Annotated in this window: 16 protein-coding genes; 11 read left to right on the plus strand and 5 right to left on the minus strand. The window is 56.6% G+C overall.

What is annotated here, in order from left to right; genetic code table 11:
- The first annotated feature begins 216 nt into the window (after nucleotides 1-216).
- The 5 genes from DC3_RS28030 to DC3_RS28050 all read left to right on the plus strand — a co-directional run bounded on the left by DC3_RS28030 (nucleotide 217) and on the right by DC3_RS28050 (nucleotide 6,451).
- The gene (locus DC3_RS28030) at nucleotides 217-1,455 is read left to right on the plus strand and encodes an ABC transporter substrate-binding protein (protein WP_146891861.1); all 1,239 of its coding nucleotides are present in this window, start codon (nucleotides 217-219) and stop codon (nucleotides 1,453-1,455) included.
- A gap of 160 nt (nucleotides 1,456-1,615) precedes the next feature.
- Nucleotides 1,616-2,605 (plus strand): carbohydrate ABC transporter permease, encoded by a 990-nt coding sequence (locus DC3_RS28035; RefSeq protein WP_146891864.1) that lies wholly within the window; start codon nucleotides 1,616-1,618, stop codon nucleotides 2,603-2,605.
- A 2-nt stretch (nucleotides 2,606-2,607) separates the two neighbouring features.
- A complete protein-coding gene (locus DC3_RS28040; protein WP_146891867.1) occupies nucleotides 2,608-3,474 on the plus strand; it encodes a carbohydrate ABC transporter permease in 867 nt (288 codons plus the stop codon).
- A gap of 11 nt (nucleotides 3,475-3,485) precedes the next feature.
- Nucleotides 3,486-4,838, plus strand: a complete 1,353-nt coding sequence (locus tag DC3_RS28045; protein WP_146891870.1) for a GH1 family beta-glucosidase — start codon at nucleotides 3,486-3,488, stop codon at nucleotides 4,836-4,838.
- Nucleotides 4,808-6,451, plus strand: coding sequence for a glycoside hydrolase family 43 protein (locus DC3_RS28050; RefSeq protein WP_146891874.1), 1,644 nt, complete (start codon nucleotides 4,808-4,810; stop codon nucleotides 6,449-6,451). The genes DC3_RS28045 and DC3_RS28050 overlap by 31 nt, the downstream gene beginning before the upstream one ends.
- Before the next feature lie 84 nt (nucleotides 6,452-6,535).
- Here DC3_RS28050 and DC3_RS28055 read toward each other — a convergent pair whose 3' ends face one another.
- Nucleotides 6,536-6,868 carry a hypothetical protein gene (locus tag DC3_RS28055; RefSeq protein ID WP_146891877.1) on the minus strand — a complete coding sequence of 111 codons (333 nt, stop codon included), beginning with the start codon at nucleotides 6,866-6,868 and terminating at the stop codon, nucleotides 6,536-6,538.
- A 104-nt stretch (nucleotides 6,869-6,972) separates the two neighbouring features.
- Between DC3_RS28055 and DC3_RS28060 the strand changes: the two genes are divergently transcribed.
- Both DC3_RS28060 and DC3_RS28065 read left to right on the plus strand, forming a co-directional pair.
- Nucleotides 6,973-8,025 carry an FtsW/RodA/SpoVE family cell cycle protein gene (locus tag DC3_RS28060; protein WP_146891880.1) on the plus strand — a complete coding sequence of 351 codons (1,053 nt, stop codon included), beginning with the start codon at nucleotides 6,973-6,975 and terminating at the stop codon, nucleotides 8,023-8,025.
- 209 nt (nucleotides 8,026-8,234) lie between these two features.
- Nucleotides 8,235-9,194: an aldo/keto reductase family protein gene (locus DC3_RS28065; RefSeq protein ID WP_146891883.1), complete on the plus strand. Its 960-nt coding sequence runs from the start codon at nucleotides 8,235-8,237 to the stop codon at nucleotides 9,192-9,194.
- 84 nt (nucleotides 9,195-9,278) lie between these two features.
- Here DC3_RS28065 and DC3_RS28070 read toward each other — a convergent pair whose 3' ends face one another.
- Both DC3_RS28070 and DC3_RS28075 read right to left on the minus strand, forming a co-directional pair.
- Nucleotides 9,279-9,749 carry a hypothetical protein gene (locus DC3_RS28070; protein ID WP_146891886.1) on the minus strand — a complete coding sequence of 157 codons (471 nt, stop codon included), beginning with the start codon at nucleotides 9,747-9,749 and terminating at the stop codon, nucleotides 9,279-9,281.
- 60 nt (nucleotides 9,750-9,809) lie between these two features.
- Nucleotides 9,810-10,289 carry a hypothetical protein gene (locus DC3_RS28075; RefSeq protein ID WP_186816323.1) on the minus strand — a complete coding sequence of 160 codons (480 nt, stop codon included), beginning with the start codon at nucleotides 10,287-10,289 and terminating at the stop codon, nucleotides 9,810-9,812.
- A gap of 68 nt (nucleotides 10,290-10,357) precedes the next feature.
- Between DC3_RS28075 and DC3_RS28080 the strand changes: the two genes are divergently transcribed.
- From DC3_RS28080 to polA, 3 genes are all read left to right on the plus strand, one after another.
- Nucleotides 10,358-10,717 (plus strand): DUF3052 family protein, encoded by a 360-nt coding sequence (locus tag DC3_RS28080; protein ID WP_186816324.1) that lies wholly within the window; start codon nucleotides 10,358-10,360, stop codon nucleotides 10,715-10,717.
- A gap of 5 nt (nucleotides 10,718-10,722) precedes the next feature.
- Nucleotides 10,723-11,049 (plus strand): FKBP-type peptidyl-prolyl cis-trans isomerase, encoded by a 327-nt coding sequence (locus tag DC3_RS28085; protein WP_146891895.1) that lies wholly within the window; start codon nucleotides 10,723-10,725, stop codon nucleotides 11,047-11,049.
- Nucleotides 11,050-11,174: 125 nt separating this feature from the next.
- Entirely contained in the window at nucleotides 11,175-13,685 is a 2,511-nt protein-coding gene (polA, locus tag DC3_RS28090; RefSeq protein ID WP_146891897.1) for a DNA polymerase I, read from the plus strand.
- 180 nt (nucleotides 13,686-13,865) lie between these two features.
- On the opposite strand, the gene DC3_RS28095 is transcribed toward polA, so the two are convergent.
- Complete coding sequence (locus DC3_RS28095; RefSeq protein ID WP_146891900.1) at nucleotides 13,866-15,422, minus strand: hypothetical protein; 1,557 nt, start codon at nucleotides 15,420-15,422, stop codon at nucleotides 13,866-13,868.
- Nucleotides 15,419-16,165 (minus strand): ABC transporter ATP-binding protein, encoded by a 747-nt coding sequence (locus tag DC3_RS28100; protein ID WP_146891903.1) that lies wholly within the window; start codon nucleotides 16,163-16,165, stop codon nucleotides 15,419-15,421. The genes DC3_RS28095 and DC3_RS28100 overlap by 4 nt, the downstream gene beginning before the upstream one ends.
- A 135-nt stretch (nucleotides 16,166-16,300) precedes the next feature.
- On the opposite strand from DC3_RS28100, the gene DC3_RS28105 reads away from it, so the two are divergent.
- Entirely contained in the window at nucleotides 16,301-17,734 is a 1,434-nt protein-coding gene (locus DC3_RS28105) for a S8 family peptidase (RefSeq protein ID WP_186816325.1), read from the plus strand.
- Nucleotides 17,735-17,850 lie beyond the last annotated feature (116 nt).

Genomic DNA, 17,850 nt, shown 5'->3' on the forward strand with positions numbered 1-17,850 from the left:
GGAAAACAAGCCCTACACGCTGCACAACTTCCAGTCCCAGCTCATTGTTCGTGAATCCACAGCGCTGTTGCGCTGAGTCCGCAAGGCTCTTTCACGGAGGTTTCAGGGTCCATGACATAAAACCCACCAGCCCACCTGAAAGCGGTTTCAACTGGTCAAACGTTTGCTCTTAAAGTCGTCTCGACATTCTTGAAGAGGAATGAAGTGGAGGAAAGTATGAAGAAAGCTCTCGGTCTGTTTGTTGTTCTTGCCCTTGGTAGTGCCGCTCAAGCTGCCACCCTCACCGTCAACTGCTTCTCCAACCTGAACGAACCCATCGAAGCAGCCATCCCCATGTGGAACAAACTCCACCCAAACGACCCCATCAAGGTCAACACCCTGGCTTACGGTGACCACCACAACGCCCTGACCACCGCCCTGGCCACTGGCTCCGGCGCCGGGGACATTGCCTGCGTGGAAATCGGCTTCGTTGCCAAGTTCGGTGAGTCTGGCGGTCTGGAAGACCTGGGCAAAGCCCCCTACAGCGCCAAACAGCACCAGAAACTGATCACCGAGTACGCATGGGCTCAAGCCACCAACGCTGACGGCGGCATGTATGTGTTCCCCGTGGACATCGCCCCCGGCACCCTGTTCTACCGCGACGACATCCTCAAGAAAGCTGGCGTGTCCACTGGCGCACTGACCAAGAGCTGGGAAAGCTACATCGACGCTGGTAAGAAGATCAAAGAGAAGACCGGCGCTTACCTGCTCCACAACGCTGGCTTCATTGCCCGCGCCTACGTCCGCGCCAACATCGCCAAAGGCGAGAGCCTCTACTTCGATGCCAAGGGCAACCCTGTCCTGAACAGCGCCCGCTTCGTGAAAGCAGCACAGCTGGCCAAAGCTGCCCGTGACGCCAAACTCGACGCCAACGTCGGTGAGTGGAGCCCCGAGTGGACCGACGGCCTGAACAAAGGCAAGATTGCCACCCAGCCCTTCGGCGCCTGGTTCGAAGGCACCATGCAGGGCCTCGTTCCCGAAACCAAAGGCAAGTGGCGCGCCATTGACCTGCCCGGCAAGAGCTACGCCACCTGGGGCGGAAGCTTCCTGGCCATCCCCAAGCAGAGCAAGAACAAAGACCTGGCCTGGGAATTCATCAAGTTCTACGCCCTGAACAAGGACGTGCAGCTCAACAGCTTCAAGGCCATCTCCGCTCTGCCTTCCCTCAAAGCTGCCCAGAAAGATGCCCTCCTCAAGCAACCCGTGGCCTTCCTCGGTGGTCAGACCACTGCCCGCAACATGTGGGTCCGCGCTGCCAACAACACCATCCCCTTCGATGCCAACAAGTTTGACTCCGTGGCAGACGACGCTTTCGGCGCTGCTCTGACCAAGATCCTGAACGACGGAGCCGACATCAAGGCTGCTCTGGACGAAGCCCAGACCCTCGTTGAGCGTCGCGTCAAGCGCGGCAACTAAGCTGTAGCGTTTTCGTGCTCTCCTCCCCAATGCCTCTACAAGGGAGGCATTGGGGAGCAAAACCTTGAGGGCTGTCCGGAAACAGACAGGCAACATCTGAGAGATTCAAAAGCCACTCTCGGACAGTTCAGAAGAAAGGTGCAAGAGGGTAAGGAGTTTTATGACCACCACCACCAAAAAAGAGATACAACGGAAGTCCTTCAACTGGAACACCTTCCAGAAGGATGCTGCGCCATACGTTTTTGTCAGTCCGTTTTTTATTCTGTTCGCCATTTTCGGCCTCTTCCCCATCGTGTTTTCACTGGTGCTGTCCTTCAGCAGCTGGAACTCCGCAAGTGGGCTGTCCAGCATGAAATACGTGGGCCTGGAGAACTTCACTTTCGTTCTCGGGGACAAAGAGTTCAGAACCACCATCTACAACACGCTGTGGATTGCCATCGTTTCCGGTCTTCCCCAGCACCTCGTGGCCATTCCGCTGGCCTACATCCTGCACACCCAGGTCAAGCGCTTCAAGCACTTTTTCACTGCCGCCTTCCTGGTGCCTTACGTCACCTCGACGGTGGCCATTGCCATCGTGGTTTCCGTGCTCTTCAGTGAGCAACGCGGTGTGGTCAACCAGTTCCTGCTGTGGCTGAACGATTTCCCCATTCTGGGCTCGATCATCCCTGACAAGGAAGGCGAAAACTACATCAAGTGGACCTTCGACAAGGATTACACCAAGCCCCTGTTGTGCATCCTGATCTTCTGGCGTTACTTCGGTTACAACACCGTGCTGTACCTCGCCGGTCTGCAGACCATTTCCAGCGACATCTACGAGGCCGCCGAAGTGGACGGTGCCAGCCGCATGCAGCAGTTCTGGTACATCACCCTGCCCCTCCTGCGCCCCATCGCTTACTTCGCCACCATCGGCACCGTGGTCGGGAACCTCAACCTCTTCGATGAAGTGCTGATTCTGCTGTCCGGTCCTCCAGCAGGTGGTCAGGACAACAGTGGTGAAACCATCGGTTACTACATCTACCGCAACGCCTTCATCCTGAACGACATGGGTGCCGCAGCTGCAACCTCCTGGTTCCTGTTCATTCTGGTGCTCATCGTCACCGTTCTCACCAACCTGGCCTTTGGACGCAGCGCCAACAGCACGGAGGGCTGATCATGACCACCACTGTCAAACCCACAAAAGTCCGCTCTCTCGAGCAACGCGCCCTCGGTGGCAAGATTGTCCTCAACGGCATCCTGCTGTTCATGGCCCTCTTCACCCTGGCCCCTCTGTACCTGATGTTTGTGCTGGCCACCTTTGACAAAGGTCAAACCTTTGACCTGCCTGTCCACATGTGGTTCGGCACCGACACGCCCCTCAACTACCAGATCCTGCTGGACAAGGCCAACTTCTGGCGTGCCTTCTGGAACAGCACCTACATCTCCATCATGTCGGTGATCTTCACCCTGTTCTTCTGCTCCCTGGGTGGATACGCTTTCGCCATGTACGAGTTCAAAGGCAAGAGCGTGATGTTCGGGCTGCTGCTCGGCACCGTGCTGATTCCCAGCCTGCTCGGCCTTGTTCCCTACTACCTGATCATGCAGCAGATCGGCTGGGTCGGAAAACCCATCGCCCTGTACTTCCCTGGTGCAGCCAACGCTTTTGGGATCTTCCTGATGCGCCAGTACATCGTCTCCTCGATTCCCAAAGAACTGATGGAAGCCGCCCGCATTGACGGTTGCAGTGAATTCCGCATCTACTGGAGTGTTGTGCTGCCCCTGCTCGGCCCCGTGATGGCCACCCTGGGTCTGACCACATTGATCGGTTCCTGGAACAGCTTCTCCAATGCTCTGGTGATGCTGCGTGAGCAGGAAACCTTCACCCTGCCCCTGGTGCTGCGCAGCCTGCAAGGCCTGAGCACCACCGAATGGGGAGCCCTTTTGCTCGGTACGGCCATCGCCACTGTGCCCCTCCTGATCCTGTTCGTCTTCACCTCACGTCAGCTGGTGTCCGGAATCACCTCCGGGGCTGTGAAAGGCTAAGGAATTTCAACATGACTGTCAAATCTGCAGAACCCATTCAAAAAATCTCTGCTGAGGGCATGCCCCAGTTTCCCAAGGGCTTCGTGTGGGGAACCGCCACCTCCAGCTTCCAGATCGAAGGTGCAGCTTTCGAGGATGGCCGCAGCCCCTCCATCTGGGACACCTTCTGTGCCACTGATGGAAAAATCATCGATGGCACCAATGGGGACGTTGCCTGTGACCACTACCACCTGTGGGAGCAGGACCTCGACCTGATCAAGAGCCTCGGCGTGCAGGCCTACCGTTTCTCCATCGCCTGGCCCCGCATCATCCCCACCGGAAAAGGTGAGGTCAACCAGAAGGGCCTTGACTTCTACGAGCGCATCGTGGATGGCCTGATTGAGCGTGGCATTGAACCTCACGTGACCCTGTACCACTGGGATCTTCCACAGTGCCTGCAGGACATCGGAGGCTGGGAAAACCGTGATGTGGCCTATTACTTCGCAGATTACTGCGCCGTGGTCGCTGACCGTCTGGGAAGCCGCGTCAAGAGCTATGCCACCTTCAATGAGCCCTGGTGCGTGTCCATCCTCTCCAACGAACTGGGGCACCACGCCCCTGGCAAGTTTGACCGCAAAGCCGCTCTTGCTGTGGCCCATCACCTTCACCTCGCCCACGGTCTGGCCCTGCAACGCCTGCGTGCCATGAACCTCACCAGTCAACTGGGCATCGTGCTGAACCTGACCCCTGCCTACCCTGCCACCGAGAGCGAAGCAGACAAAGCAGAAGCCTGGCTTGCTGATGGCAAGGGCAACCGCTGGTTCCTGGACCCCATCCTGAAGGGCTCCTACCCCCAGGATGTGTGGGACCACTACAGCGAAGATGTGCGCCCCACTGTGCTGCCTGGTGATCTGGAACTTGCTTCGCAGCCAATTGACTTCATGGGCATCAACTACTACACCCGTTCTTTTGTTTCCACCGAAGACAAAAAACTGCCCGAAAACACCGAGTACACCGACATGGGCTGGGAAGTCTACCCCAGTGGCCTCAGCGACCTGCTGATCCGCCTGAATGGGGACTACAACCTGCCCGACCTGTACATCACCGAAAACGGAGCAGCCTACCCCGATGTGGTGGCAGAAGACGGTCACGTGCACGATGAGGGCCGCGTCAACTACCTGCGTGAGCACTTCAAAGCCGCTCACCAAACCATCGAAGCTGGGGTGCCCCTCAAGGGCTACTTCGTGTGGTCCCTGATGGACAACTTTGAATGGGCTTTTGGGTACAGCAAGCGCTTCGGTGTGGTCTACGTGGATTACGAATCCCAGAAACGCATCCTGAAAGACAGCGCATTATGGTATCAGGACTTCCTGAAACAGCAATAACCCCTGCTGAGCTGCAAGCTCACAGGATCGAGAACCCCGTTTTACGGGGTTTTCATCCTGATCCGAGCATTCTGCGGGTGGGTGAGGATTTCTATCTGGCGACCTCCACCTTCGAGTGGTTTCCCGGTGTGGAAATCCATCACTCAAAGGATCTGGTGAACTGGAGGCTGCTGACCCGGCCCCTCACGCGCAAGTCACAGCTGGACATGACCGGGAATCCCGATTCTGGCGGAATCTGGGCCCCCTGCCTGACCCATGATGGAGAGAAGTTTTACCTGATCTACACCGACGTGAAGCACTGGGGAAACCTGCGGGAGCCTTTCAAAGACACCCACAATTACCTGGTGACCGCAGACAGCATCGAAGGCCCCTGGAGCGAGCCGATTTACCTGAATTCCAGTGGTTTTGATCCCAGCCTGTTTCACGACGATGACGGCAGGAAGTGGCTCCTCAACATGCTGTGGGACTGGCGCAATGGCAAGAACCACTTTGCAGGGATTGTGCTGCAGGAGTACGACCCTGTGCAGCAAAAGCTGGTTGGACCTGTCAGGAACATCTTCAAAGGCTCATCACTGGGTCTGACAGAAGGCCCGCACCTCTACAAAAGGGATGGCTTCTATCACCTGATGGTCGCTGAAGGTGGAACCGGGTACAACCACGCCGTCACCATGGCAAGGTCCAGAAGCATTGCCGGGCCTTATGAACTTGACCCCTCCTCTCCCCTGCTGACTTCAAAGGATCATCCTGAGTTGCCTCTGCAGAAAGCCGGTCACGGAAGCCTGACCGACACGCCCTCAGGAGAATGGTATCTGGCCCACCTGTGCGGCAGACCGCTCGAAACCGGAGCACTGGGGCACTGCATCCTTGGCCGGGAAACTGCCCTGCAAAAAGTGGAGTGGAATGAAGATGGCTGGCTCAGGCTTGTGGGAGGCAAAAACACCCCCGAACAGTCTGTCCCTGCTCCTCAACTGCCCCCTCACCCCTGGCCGAAAGAACCCGAAAAGGATGATTTCGATTCAGAGGACCTGAACCCCCACTTTCAGAGCCTGCGCATTCCGGTGACTCCAGACTGGCTGAGCTTAACTGAAAGATCCGGACACCTGCGTTTGAAAGGTCAGGAGTCTTTGCTCTCCAGATTCCGTCAGAGCCTGATTGCCAGACGACTGCAGGCATTTCATGCTGAAGCAGAAACCTGTGTGGAATTCGAGCCAGACCATTTCCAGCAGATGGCAGGACTGATCGCTTTCTACGATGTGAAACACTGGGTTTACCTGAGGGTGAGTCACAGCGAAGAAAACGGCAGGAACCTGCAACTGATCAGCTGTGACGCAGGACAATACGATGAACCCTCAGAAGAAATTCCTCTGGCAACAGACCAGCAAAAGGTGTGGATGCAGGTGCACTTTGAGCACCAGACCTTCCATTTTGATTATTCGCTGGATGGTCAATCCTGGCAGCGTGTGGGACCCGATTTCGAGTCCAGAAAACTGTCAGATGATTACGCCAACAATCTGGGCTTCACCGGAGCGTTTGTGGGACTGTGTGCCCAGGACCTCGCGGGCACCCGCAAAGCAGCAGACTTTGACTTTTTCCGATACACCGAGCTTCAGTAGAGGATTTTTTCAGCAGAAAGGAGGCAGAGTGATGGACCACCTGAAAGCGCTTTCCAACAAAAACGTCGTTCCAGATGTGATCTGTCACTCCAGCTTTTCTGAAAGCAGGTCGAAGGCACTTTTGATTTGGAGCCTTCTGTTTTCAAGCAAGACTGTTTTTCCTTTCTGGACAACAAAACCAGAATCACTTTTCTCTGGCGCACATGAAATTCTGTGCAAGCGCCTTTCAGCCGTTCCCGGACAGATTGCAGGTTCAAGAGGTCTTTTTTCCTGCCCGGGCCTCCACACAAAACCCTTTCCTGAGATGACCTTTTCAGGACATTTCCCCTCTCCTTCTGGAGAACCCGGTGGCAGAACAGCGTTGCGGCAGAACCTGTTCTTCCCCGTCTGAACAGACAGGTTCTCATCCCTTTCCATTCCTCAGCGGCAGTCTGCGGTGCGAGCGGCAAATCCACCGCAGACACTTTTTTGCCTCACCTTCTTTCACACAGCTGCAACCCAAAAGCTTTACTCTGGTACAGATGATTCGTTACGAAGTTGCCCTTCCTCTCCTGGTGCTGGCCCTGCTTGGCGTGGGACTGATCGCGGTCAGTTCTGCTGCCACACCCGGAGATTTTCAGAAACAGATTCTGGGGATTGGCCTCAGTCTGGTTCCCATTGCTGCCCTGTGGTTTCTGGGCCGGGAACGGCTCTACCGGTTTTCCTTCCTGATCTACATTGCCGCCCTTCTGCTGCTGGTCGCCACCATGGTGATTGGCCGTGAAGTGAACGGTTCACGCAACTGGCTGGTGATTGGTCCATTGCAGTTCCAGCCTCTGGAGATCGCCAAAGTGGCCCTGATCATCACGCTCGCCCGGGTGATGAAAGGGGGCTATCAGGGACTGCGCAGTTATTTTCTGCCCCTGGCCCTCTTTTTGCCCGTTCTGGGCCTGGTGATCAAAGAAGACTTCGGGGGAGGCATGGTGCTCTCAGGCATCTTTGCAGGCATGATGCTGGTGTACCGCATTCCCCTGTGGCATTTCATTGCAGTGATTCTGGCGGTTGCCATCGCCTTTCCAACGGTGGTGTACCCACGCCTGCAGCCTTACCAGCAGCAGCGTCTGACCATCTTCATCAACCCTCTGCAAGACGCCCGGGGCTCGGGGTACCAGCAGGTGCAGGGCATGATTGCTATTGGGTCTGGTGGCCTGATGGGAAAAGGCTACAAGCAGGGCAGCCAGACCCAGAACGGCTTTGTGCCCTTTCCACACACAGATTTTATTTTTGCAGCCTGGGCAGAGGAGCAGGGCTTCATTGGTGCCATTTTCCTGCTGGTGCTGTTCGGAGCCCTGTTCTGGCGGCTTGCAGTCATGGGAGGTGAGAGCCCTCACCTGCAGGACCAGTTGCTCTTTGCAGGGGTGCTGGGGCAACTGGGCGTGCAGGCCCTGGAGAACATGGGAGCAGCAATGTCCCTGCTTCCCCTCACAGGGATCACCCTGCCACTGGTGTCCTACGGCCTGAGTTCCCTGATTTCGGTGATGGCCACGCTGGGCATGGCCTACGTGATTCACCGGGACAGGTACAACAGCATCTGAGTGAGCTGTTTGGTCAACTGTCTGGTTTCAGCTGACTTTCAAAGCCTCAGGAAAAATCCAGAATCCCGCTGCTGCACAATGCCAGCGGGACTCTACCGTGTCCACCTAAGCCGTCTTGCCTACCCGAAATTGTGAGATTCTGCGGCATTGAAAAGCAGACCCAGAAGGTAAAGTGTACGCGGTAAAGTTCGATTTTTGAGGAGTGAAACATGGAATACCGCAAACTGGGCAGAAGTGGTCTGAAAGTCAGTGAAATTTCTCTCGGGGGCTGGGTGACTTTCGGAAACCAGGTGACCGACACCGACCTGACCCGTGACATCATCCTCAAGGCCTTTGAATCAGGCATCAACTTCTTCGACCAGGCCGATGTGTACGCCACAGGAAAATCTGAAGAGATGATGGGCGCTGTGCTGAAAGAACTGCCCCGCCACCGTCTGGTGATCTCCAGCAAGGTGTACTGGCCCATGTCCGAGGATGTGAACGACCGTGGCCTGAGCCGCAAGCACATCCTGGAAAGCATTGACCGCAGCCTCAAGCGCCTGCAGACCGATTACCTGGACATCTACTTTGCACACCGCTATGACGTGGAAACGCCCATCGAAGAAACCGTCATGGCTTTCGATCAGGTGGTTCGTTCTGGTCGCGCACTGTACTGGGGAACCAGCGAGTGGACCGCTGCCCAGATTGCTGAAGCGGTGGCCTTTGCAAAAGCCAATGGCCTGCATGCCCCTGTGGTTGAGCAACCGCAGTACAGTCTGATGTACCGTGACCGGGTGGAGAAAGAAATTCTGCCCTACACCGACCCCCACGGCCTGGGTCTGGTGGTCTGGAGCCCTCTGGGCATGGGCATGCTGACCGGCAAGTACGACAATGGCATCCCTGAAGGCACCCGCATGGCCCAGAACGAGGGGTTCGCCAAGCGCTTTGTCACCGATGAAAACGTTGAGAAGGTCAAGCAACTGAAAACCATTGCGGACGAACTGGGCCTGACCCGCAGCGAACTGGCCCTGGCCTGGGTGCTGCGTCAGAAAGGCGTGTCAAGCGCCATCATTGGGGCCACCAAAGTCAGTCATGTGGAAGACAACATCCGCGCTGCTGGCGTGAAGCTCAGTGACGATGTGCTGGCCCGCATTGAGGCCATCTTCCCTGGCAAAGAAAGCGTGTACTGAAAAAGCGTTCAGCAGTCAGCTTTCAGCCATCAGCTTAAAAGCAAAGGGACGCCTTAAGGCGTCCCTTTGCTTTTAAGCTGATGTTCATTCCAGCGTTTTGAGCAGTTCAGACATCACCTGCAGCTCAATGTCGCTGATCTTGTTGGGTTCTGCATTGAAGAGGCCACCCTCACGGGCAGCACCTGCCACACGGCTCATGACCTTGCCCAGAAAATCACTGTAAGCACGGTAGATTTCGCTGTTGGTTTTGCGTTCAAGCAGTCCTTTGACCATCAGGAGCTGCCCCTGGGTGAACGCTTTCAGGTCTGCGCCATTGGTGTCGGGTTTCTGCTCCAGCAGACCCCGTTTCAGCACCTCGGTTTTCAGGTGGGCAATCAGGGCATGGTCGTCGCTGTTTTCTGCAAAGCAGGCTTCAAGGGCTTCCTGCTCTGCCCGCACTCCGGTCAAACCTGAGGCGTGGGCATGGGCCACCGTCAGTCCTGCAAGGACCGGGGTCAACAGCAGGGTGTTCCATTCCTGATCGTTCAAACCAAATTCTGTGGGGTTGCGGGTCATGGGTGAATCCTAACAAAATTGCCTCCCATTGGATACAGGAGGCCGTCACACCCAGAGCCGTCAGACCACAGGATCAATGACAGCAGAAAGTTCATCGATGATGGCACGTTCCTGTTCGCTGATGTTGTCCCTCTGTGTGCTGAGGAGCCCTCCTTCCCTGAAAGCCTCCGCCACCTGCAACATCACCGTCTTCACAAAGGTGATGTAGGCGCTCCTGGCATCATCGTCCACCTTCTCTTTCAGGGCCTCGGAGAGGCCACGCAACATGCTCAGGGTGCGATCACGGATCTGCTCGAAAGGGGTCTCACGTTCAGGCCCGATCAGGTCCTGGGCAACAATGGATTTTTTCACCTCGGCCACCAGGGGATGGTCCTGTTCAGAGGGTTCGATGCTGGCTTTCAGGCGTTTCAACTCTTCCAGGGTGCCCAGCCATCCTGATGGGTGTGCATCCATCACGACAATGCCTGCCAGCACAGGTACCTGACAGAGTTCCTCCCACTCCAGGGCAGAAAAATTCAGGCTGTAATCTGAGGTGCTCATTGAGAGTCATCTTAACAAAGCCCTTTCACAACATGGCATTCAGAAGCACAGAAATTTTAGACTGGAGCATGCCTCAACCTTCCAGCAAATCAGCCAGGGAAAAGATGCATTTGAAGCCAGAGCTGCGCATTCAGGTGTTTGGGGAACCTCAACCCACACCGGAGGAGCACATCACCGGGAACACCACTGCTGATCCTGATGCTGTGGTGGCCCACGCTCACAACCAGCAGGAACTTGAAGCTTTGCTGCCAGACCTCAGAGGGGCCATCAAAAAAAACACCCTGATCTGGCTTCTGTACCCCAAAGGCAACAAGGCCTTTCACAGGGACACCATCCACACGTTCATGAGAACCCAGGGGCTGCAAGGAACGTCCATGATTTCTGTAGACAAAATCTGGTCTGCGATGCGCTTCAAAATGCTAGACTGACCGACATGTCGGAACTGAAGATCGAAAAACTGCACGAAGGCACAGGCCCCCAGGTTCAAAAAGGCCAGACCGTCAGCGTGCACTACACTGGAAAATTCGAAGATGGCCGCAAGTTTGACTCTTCCGTGGACCGGGGCGAACCCCTGGTGTTCCCTGTGGGTGTGGGTCACGTCATTGCGGGCTGGGACCAGGGTCTTTTGCAGCTCAATGTGGGTGACAAGGCCATCCTGACCATCCCTGGAGATCTTGCCTATGGCCGTCACGGCATTCCCGGCGTGATTCCCCCCAACGCCACCCTGATTTTTGAAGTGGAAGTGCTCGGGGCGCGGTGATTCCCCCTCTGCCAAAACCCGTTCCAAATGGAACGGGTTTTGGTTTTTGGAACCCTCTGTTCTGCCCTCCACGTATGAGACACCAGATGCCATTCGTGTGTGCGTGAATTTGATAAAATGGCGTTATGTCTGTAACAAATTCCCAGGGTGCAGGAATCAAGAAAATTGTGATTGTGGACGGCCATGCCCTGGCCTTCCGATCCTACTTTGCCATCACTTCACTGACCAACTCCAGAGGGGAATCGCTGAACGCGGTGTTCGGGTTCCTGAAAACCATCACCCGACTTCTGAAAGATGAGGGTCACTGCATTCTGGTGACCTTCGACATCGGGCGCACCTTCCGTCACGACCAGTACGAGGGGTACAAGGCAGGCCGTGCGGAGATGCCCCAGGACCTTCCTGGTCAGATCAAGCGCATCAAGCAGGTGCTTGACCTGATGGGCATCAAACGCTTTGAGGTTGAAGGGTATGAGGCGGATGACATCATCGGGACCCTCTCCAAGAAAGCCGAAAAAGAGGGGTACATCGTTCACATCCTCACCAGCGACCGGGACTCTTACCAGTTGATCAACAAGAACGTGCAGGTGATCCGCAGCGACTGGTCCCTGATGACCGAAGAGGGTGTGAAGGAAAAATACGGGGTCACGGTGGACCAGTGGGTGGATTTCCGCGCCATGATCGGGGACCCCAGTGACAACATCCCAGGGGCCAAGGGCATCGGTGAGAAGACCGCTGCGAAACTGCTGCAGGAGCACCAGACCCTGGACAACATTCTGGCTGCAGCAAAAGAGGGCACCCTGAAGCCCCCCAAAGTGGCTGAAAAGATTCTGGCCAGTTACGACGATGTGCTGTTCTCGCGTGAGCTCTCCCGCATGGTGATTGACCTGGACATCGGTCTGGACTTCTCCGAGGCGCACCAGCGTTCCATGCAGGACGATGACCTCAGGGAACTGCTGAATGAGCTGGAATTCCGCTCCATCCTGAAAGAACTTGGGGTGGGGTCACAGGTTGCAGCAAAAGTCGCCACTGAGTGGCAGGATGCCCCTGCAGACGCCGTGTGGGCCTTTGGGGTCAGCAAACTGCATGATCTGACTGCCGATCTGAAAGCCGTGGCATATGCCACCGAGGAAGCCGCATACATTGCCATGCCTCCCAGCTTTGAGGTTCTGAAAGGCCTGCAGGATGTGCGTGCAGCGAATGCCAAGGAGCTCACCACACTGGCCACCCTGAATGGGGTGACGGTTGATCCTGGGGACGATCCCCTGCTGATGGCGTACGTGCTGGACCCCAACTTCACCAGTCCTGGAGATGTGGCCCAGCGTTACCTGCATCTGGAGTGGCCGGATGACGTTGCACAGCAGGCCAGCATCACCCGCAAGATGCTGGACGAGTTGCCCAAACTTTTCAATGCAGAACAGAAAGCCCTGTACGAAGATCTGGAAAAACCCCTGATGTGCGTGCTGGCCAAAATGGAACTGAAAGGCGTGAAGCTGGATGTTCCCTTCCTGAAAGGCCTGTCTGAGAGTGTGGGGCAGCAGCTTCGCAATCTGGAGCAGTCCATCTACGGATTTGCAGGCCGCGAATTCAATGTGAACTCCCGCGACCAGCTTGAAACCATCCTGTACGACGAACTGCAACTTGCCAGTGGCAAGAAGACCAAACTGACCGGAAAACGTTCCACTGCGGCCAGTGTGCTGGAGGAACTGCGGGAAGAGCACCCCATCGTGGGCCGCCTTCTGGAATACCGTGAGATGGCAAAACTGAAAGGGACCTATCTGGACCCTCTTCCCTCTCTGGTTCACCCCAAAACCGGACGCCTGCACACCACCTTCGCCCAGACCGTGGCCGCCACCGGACGCCTCAGCAGCCTGAACCCCAACCTGCAGAACATCCCGGTGCGCTCTGACCTGGGCCGCGAAATCCGCAAGGGTTTCATTGCAGAACCCGGCAATGTGGTGATGACCGCCGACTACAGCCAGATCGAACTGCGCATCCTGGCCCACATCTCGGGCGATCCCAGCATGATCGATGCCTACCTGCACGATGCAGACATCCACCGCCGCACTGCTGCTCAGATCTACAACATTCACGAGGAATTCGTGACCCCCATGCAGCGCCGGGCCGCCAAGACCATCAACTTCGGGGTGCTGTACGGCATGAGTGCCCACCGCCTCACCAACGAACTGGGCATCAGTTACGCCGAGGCGAACACCTTCATCCAGCGCTACTTCAACATCTACCCCAAAATCCGCGAGTACATTGAAAGCACCCTGGAGTTCTGCCGCACCCACGGTTACGTGCAGACCCTGCTCGGGCGCAGGCGCTACATCCCCGAGATTCACACCAAGAACAAGGTGGCCCGCGAAGCCGCAGAACGTGTGGCCTACAACATGCCGATCCAGGGCACCGCTGCAGACATCATCAAAAAGGCCATGCTTGCTCTGGACAGTTCCCTCGAGGGCACCGGAGCCAGCCTGACTTTGCAGGTCCATGACGAACTGGTCCTCGAAGTGCCAGAGGACCGTGTGGAAGAGGTCAGCAAGATCCTCAAATCCTGCATGGAAGGAGCTTTTGAGCTGAAAGTGCCTCTGACCGTGGAAGTCGGGACTGGAAAGAGCTGGTACGACGCGAAATAAATCCCCCTGCTTCTCGTTTCACTCGAAGCGGTCCCCCTTAACAAAGGGGGACTTGGTGTGCGTCTGGGATGGCTTCCAATTGAAGTCTCCACCAAACCCCTTTCCTTAAGGGGGGACCACCAAGCGAAGCGAAGTGCGGGGGGATCTCACACTCAGCAACCTCAAACGCCCACCCCAAACTTAATACCCCAGCGTGCTCCCCCGCTTCCAGTTGAGCACGGTGAACAGCAAAGGAAAGAAAACCGCAACACCACCTGCAATCAGCATCCAGGTGGTGTTGTTCTGTCCATAGGCAGCAATCACCCCGGCCCAGCCCACAGAGGTGAAGAGTTCCACAAAGCCCTGCATGGCGTTGCCCTGCCCTTTGCCGCTTTTGTTCATGAGGTCGGCCCGTTTGATGGGCTGTGCCCACTGGGTTTGCAGGTAGGCAATGGTCAGGCAACTGATGCAGACCAGTGCAACCCCCATCAGCATCAGGACCGGACTGCTTTTGCCCAGCAGCAGGGCAAGTGGGACAAAAATCAACAGCACAGGCAGCAGGGTGATCCACATTTTCTGCCTTCTCAGGGTGCCTCTGGGATGAGGGGCCATGCTCAGCAGGTCAGGCAGGTCTTCGGCCCCAATGAAGATGCGAGAGAGCCATCCGGTGAGGGTCGAGGAAATGAGCACCACCCCTGCCACCCAGAAAGCAGGATTCATCAGGCTGGACATGGCGTTGCCACGCCCTGCACCAGACAGCACGAAAACCAGGGGGAGCATATAGACCACCTGCAGCAGAAGCTGGGAAAAAAGTGCAGGGTCCCTGAGCACCAGCTTCCATTCTTTGAGCCACAGCAATTGAAAAACACCAGAGCGAAAGGGGACCGTTTTCAGGCGTTCTGGTCTGGGGCGGTTGAATCCACTGGCTTCGCTGGCCCCTTTGAGGTAGGCACGGTGGGAGGAGAAAATCACCAGGGTGAGAAACAGCAGGCCAATCGCGACGGTGATCAGGGTGGGCACGGGTTCCAGCCACAGGCTTCTGGCCCAGTACCACAAAGGGGAGCTTTCTGGCAGTTGCTGCTGGACTTCCACAAACCAGCGGGCAGCCCGGTCCCCGAACCCACCCTGGCCTGAGGTGCCCATCAGGTTGGGCAGTTGCGTTCCCAGAAAAAGCACTGCACCCAGCAACACCGTCAACACCTGAATGATGGTTCTGGTGCGCTGCACGCCGATGCTTTTCACCAGCAGGAAAGTCAGACCGACCGCCAGGGTGGAAATCACACTTCCCAGGGTCAGGAAGCCCACCGGAAGGCCCAGGAACCTCCAGGTGCCCAGCAGGAGCCCCAGAATGGCAACGGCTGTTCCCAGCAGCATCCACCAGATGGTGACGGCAAGAACCACACCCAGCACCCTGACGGCAAAAATGCCACGGGTGCTGACCGGCGAGGAGATCAGCAGGTCCAGGTCCTTGCGTTCAAACATCACCTTCACACTGGTCTGGATGGCCGTGGTGACCATCAGGAGGGCCGCAAACAACCCAAACAGGGTGAGGGGCAGCAGGAGGGGCTGAGGCAATTCCGCAGGTCCTGCCCTGAGCGTCTGGCTGTGCTCACGAAGCAAAAACCACATGCCGCCGATGGCCCCGAGCACAAGGACACCCAGCAGGATCACCACCCATTTCTGGCTGGAGGAGAAAAGCGAACGCCAGTACAGCAGCACCTCGAACCGCAGCAGCCAAGGGAGGCTGCCTGGCCTCATGATCCAGCCCCCACCAGTTCCAGAAAGACATCTTCAAGGGTGCCCTGGGCTTCACCGCTCTGGAGGCGGAGTTCCTGCAGGGAACCCTCTGCAATGATCTGGCCTTTGTTGATGATGGCAATCCGTTCAGACATGCGCTCTGCAACTTCCAGGATGTGGGTGGTCAGGACCACGGTGTTGCCGTCTTTCACAAACTGGGAGAGCAGGTCCTTGACCTGTCGGGCTGCAGCAGCATCAAGTCCGGTGAGGGGCTCATCCAGAATCATCACCTGCGGTTTGTGGATCAGGGCTCCAGCGAGGGCCAGCTTCTGTTTCATGCCTCTGGAATAGCTTTCAGCAAAGGCACTGCGGTGCTCCCACAGGTCCAGCCATTTCAGCAGTTCCTGTGCTTCCTGATAGGCCTCCGTGGCATTCATGCCCCACAGTCCGGCCACAAATTCCAGGTACTCCATCGGGCGCAACTTGCCGTACAGCAGGGGCTCGTCTGGCAGGTAAGCCAGGGGTCTTTTGGCTGCTTGCGGGTTTGAAATCACGCTCTGGCCCAGAATCTGGATCTCTCCGCCATCGGGGATCAAGAGACCTGCAATCATGCGCAGGGTGGTGGTCTTGCCTGCACCGTTGGGGCCCAGGAGGGCGTAAATCTGCCCTGTCCCGATCCTCAGGGTGAGGTGGTCTACAGCCTTGAATGATCCGAAAGTTTTGTTCACATCCTGAAGTTCCAGTGCCCATTGAATGTTTTCCATTGCATTATATATACGACATTGGGAATGCCCATGTTTCACCTTTAGGGTTCATTGAGACAGTTGCATCCTGAAGTAAACCTTTAGAATCCCGTGTCCTTTCTCACTGTGCTGCTCTCTATAACTGAAGGCATGAGAATGAAATCTGCACTTCTGATTGGTCTTCTGCTGTGTGGAGCAGCCACCGCGCAGAAAAACAAAGAGGTCACCACCAAGAAGAACCCCCATGCCAGGGCCCAGCCCGTGGGTGTGGTGCCGGGTCAGCTGATTGTCAAATTCAAGAAGAAAGGCAATGCCAACGGCATTTTCAAACAGCTGGCCAAGGCAGGCATCAACCTGAGTCCCATCCGTGAGCTTGGAGATGGATCTTTCCTGGTGGAATTTTCCGAGGACTCTGGACTCTCGGTGTCCGTGCTGGGTCTGGATGTGAAGGCCGGAGGCAGCGTGATTGATGCCCTGGACAAGAAAACCAGACAGGCGCTGGACAAACTGAACAAGTTCTTCGACATTGAATACGCTGAACCCAACTACGTTTTCAAGCCTGCTGCTGTGCCCAATGACCAGTTCTACTCGCTGCAGTGGCACCTGCCCAAACTGAACATGCCCAAAGCCTGGGATTACAGCCGGGGCAGCAACGTGGTGGTCGCCGTGCTGGACACTGGTCAAACCAAACACCCTGACCTGATCCCGAACTATGTGGCGGGCTACGACATGCTCACCGATCCCAAGATGGGTGGAGATGGCAACGGACGTGATTCTGACCCCACCGACGTTGGGGACGGGGGCGTCTGTGATGACGGCATCACCTACGAGAACTCCTGGCACGGCACCCATGTGGACGGCATTGTCGCTGGAGCCACCAACAACACCGAAGGGGTGGCCGGGGTGGGCTGGGGCACCAAAATCCAGAACATCCGTGTGCTCGGCAAGTGCGGCGGTTCCATGGCTGACATTGCTGACGGCATCCGCTGGGCCGCAGGCATGAGTGTTCCTGGAATGCCCGCCAATGCCACACCAGCGAAAGTCATCAACATGAGCCTGGGGGGATACACCGGTACGGCCTGCCCTGTGACCTACCAGAACGCCATCAATGATGTGGTGGCCCGTGGCGTGACCGTGGTGGTTGCGGCAGGGAACGATGGCAAAAACGCCTCCGGGTCCTCTCCGGCCAACTGCAACAACGTCATCACCGTGACCGCTGTGAACCTGAACCTCACCAAAACCTACTATGGAAACTTTGGAACCAATGTGACCCTGGCAGCCTTCGGTGGGGACACCACCCGCGATGACAACAACGATGGTTACGGCGACGGCATTCTCTCTCACCTGTGGAGCCCGGATGGCAGCGAGTGGTATTACGCCTTCATGGAAGGCACCAGCATGGCCACCCCTCAGGTGTCCGGTGTGGTGGCCCTGATGTACGCCCTGAAGCCGAAGATCACTCCTGCCCAGGTGAAAGACATCCTGAAACGCTCTGCCACCCCTCTTGCCTCTGGTGCCTGCACCCAGGGATGTGGTTCTGGCATCCTCAATGCAGCGAAGGCCCTGGAACTCACCAGAGCCCTCCCCTGATCTGAAATCACAACAGCAGCCTGAAACCATTCAGGCTGCTGTTTGCTGTTTATAAGGGACAAAAGCTGGTTTCCCACAGGGACAATTGCTGGTTGTGAAAAGTCTATCCTGAAACC

Source organism: Deinococcus cellulosilyticus NBRC 106333 = KACC 11606 (assembly GCF_007990775.1).
Lineage (GTDB): Bacteria > Deinococcota > Deinococci > Deinococcales > Deinococcaceae > Deinococcus_C > Deinococcus_C cellulosilyticus.

Coding starts and splice junctions, on each gene's coding strand:
- DC3_RS28045 (WP_146891870.1), top strand. CDS start 3,486: ATGACTGTCAAATCTGCAGAACCCATTCAAAAAATCTCTGCTGAGGGC.
- DC3_RS28065 (WP_146891883.1), top strand. CDS start 8,235: ATGGAATACCGCAAACTGGGCAGAAGTGGTCTGAAAGTCAGTGAAATT.
- DC3_RS28085 (WP_146891895.1), top strand. CDS start 10,723: ATGTCGGAACTGAAGATCGAAAAACTGCACGAAGGCACAGGCCCCCAG.
- DC3_RS28095 (WP_146891900.1), bottom strand. CDS start 15,422: ATGAGGCCAGGCAGCCTCCCTTGGCTGCTGCGGTTCGAGGTGCTGCTG.
- DC3_RS28080 (WP_186816324.1), top strand. CDS start 10,358: ATGCCTCAACCTTCCAGCAAATCAGCCAGGGAAAAGATGCATTTGAAG.
- DC3_RS28070 (WP_146891886.1), bottom strand. CDS start 9,749: ATGACCCGCAACCCCACAGAATTTGGTTTGAACGATCAGGAATGGAAC.
- DC3_RS28030 (WP_146891861.1), top strand. CDS start 217: ATGAAGAAAGCTCTCGGTCTGTTTGTTGTTCTTGCCCTTGGTAGTGCC.
- DC3_RS28100 (WP_146891903.1), bottom strand. CDS start 16,165: ATGGAAAACATTCAATGGGCACTGGAACTTCAGGATGTGAACAAAACT.
- DC3_RS28035 (WP_146891864.1), top strand. CDS start 1,616: ATGACCACCACCACCAAAAAAGAGATACAACGGAAGTCCTTCAACTGG.
- DC3_RS28060 (WP_146891880.1), top strand. CDS start 6,973: ATGATTCGTTACGAAGTTGCCCTTCCTCTCCTGGTGCTGGCCCTGCTT.
- DC3_RS28105 (WP_186816325.1), top strand. CDS start 16,301: ATGAAATCTGCACTTCTGATTGGTCTTCTGCTGTGTGGAGCAGCCACC.
- DC3_RS28040 (WP_146891867.1), top strand. CDS start 2,608: ATGACCACCACTGTCAAACCCACAAAAGTCCGCTCTCTCGAGCAACGC.
- DC3_RS28055 (WP_146891877.1), bottom strand. CDS start 6,868: ATGGAAAGGGATGAGAACCTGTCTGTTCAGACGGGGAAGAACAGGTTC.
- DC3_RS28075 (WP_186816323.1), bottom strand. CDS start 10,289: ATGAGCACCTCAGATTACAGCCTGAATTTTTCTGCCCTGGAGTGGGAG.
- DC3_RS28050 (WP_146891874.1), top strand. CDS start 4,808: ATGGTATCAGGACTTCCTGAAACAGCAATAACCCCTGCTGAGCTGCAA.
- polA (WP_146891897.1), top strand. CDS start 11,175: ATGTCTGTAACAAATTCCCAGGGTGCAGGAATCAAGAAAATTGTGATT.